General features: G+C 57.7%; 1 protein-coding gene. It reads left to right on the plus strand.

Translation table 11 applies throughout. From position 1 onward, the window contains the following. Positions 1-65: 65 nt before the first annotated feature. Positions 66-1,415, plus strand: a complete 1,350-nt coding sequence (locus IF809_RS38520; RefSeq protein ID WP_212477373.1) for an IS701 family transposase — start codon at positions 66-68, stop codon at positions 1,413-1,415. Positions 1,416-1,455 lie beyond the last annotated feature (40 nt).

The raw sequence follows: 1,455 nt of genomic DNA on the forward strand, positions 1-1,455 counted from the left end.
CTAGCACTACTTTGGCAGATTTTTGATTTTGTCGCGTTTTATAGGATTCCCGAATCAATTTTTCAATGATTCATGGATGGTCGGCTCTTGGAGGGCTGACCATGCCGGGATGGGAAGACGAACTTGAACGCTGGCTGATGCCGTTCTTGGACCGGCTGGGTCATAAGACCCGGCAGCGGATGTGCCCTCTGTATGTTGCGGGACTGATAGGTCCTGGCGATCGCAAGAGCGTTCAGCCGATGGCGGAACGCCTTGCCATGAGCAACTACGACCAGTTGCACCATTTCATTGCGGACGGTGTCTGGGACGCGACGCCGCTGGAGACAGAGCTGCTCAACCAGGCGGACCGACTTGTCGGCGGCAGCGATGCGGTGCTGGTTATTGATGACACCTCACTGCCGAAGAAGGGTGAGCGCTCGGTCGGTGTTGCGGCTCAATACGCGTCGGCTCTCGGTAAAACGGCAAATTGCCAAACGCTGGTGTCTTTAACGCTTGCGCGCGGCGAAGTGCCAGTAATGGTCGCGTTACGTCTCTTTCTGCCTGACAGTTGGACAAGCGACATGTCTCGTTTGAAGCGCGCTCGCGTGCCAGTCGAACACCGAACGCCACGGTCCAAGCCGGAGATTGCTTTGGCCGAGATTGACCGCGCGATGGCAGCCAACGTGCGCTTTGGATGTGTGCTGGCGGATGCAGGATACGGCCTCAGCGCACCGTTTCGACAAGGGCTAACAGAGCGCGGGCTGGCCTGGGCTGTCGGCATCCCTCGGCACCTGAAAGTATATCCGGTCGATGTGAAGCTCATTTGGCCGATTACCAAAGTCCGCGGGAAACCACGAAAGCACCACGTGCCCGATATCTTATCGATTGCGGCAGAACAAATGTTGGCCAGCGCCAAATGGAAAACCGTGAGTTGGCGTAGCGGGACGAAAGGTCGGCTCAAAGCCCGATTTGCTGCTCTCCGTGTCCGGACCGCCGACGGCCCTCCGCAGCGGATATGGGATAAAGGTCAGCAGCATCTCCCAGGCGACGAAGCCTGGCTCATTGGCGAGCAACGCGCCTCGGGAGAGAAGAAATACTATCTCGCCAATCTTCCGGCGATGACGGATCTGCGCACGCTGGCAGCCACCATCAAGGCACGGTGGATTTGTGAGCAAGCGCATCAGCAGTTGAAGGAGGAGCTCGGACTTGATCACTTCGAAGGGCGATCATGGCGGGGTCTTCATCGCCACGCCCTGATGACAATGATCGCCTACGCCTTCCTGCAACATCGTCGCCTCGCACACGCGGGGCGGAAAAAAAAGAATCAACGGGCCTCCGCCCCAGCCAACCATGCCCGCCGTACGTCACGCCATCGTCGATCTCATCCTTCGGCCGCCGTCTCAGCAATGCCCATATTGCCGAAAGCAAATTCTTGAAAAACAGCGGCCAAAACACATTCTGCCAAAGTAGTGCTAG

The sequence above is a fragment of the Bradyrhizobium sp. UFLA06-24 genome (assembly GCF_054967145.1).

Excerpts from the sequence above, each read along its gene's own strand:
- IF809_RS38520 (WP_212477373.1), top strand. The coding sequence starts at position 66 with ATGATTCATGGATGGTCGGCTCTTGGAGGGCTGACCATGCCGGGATGG.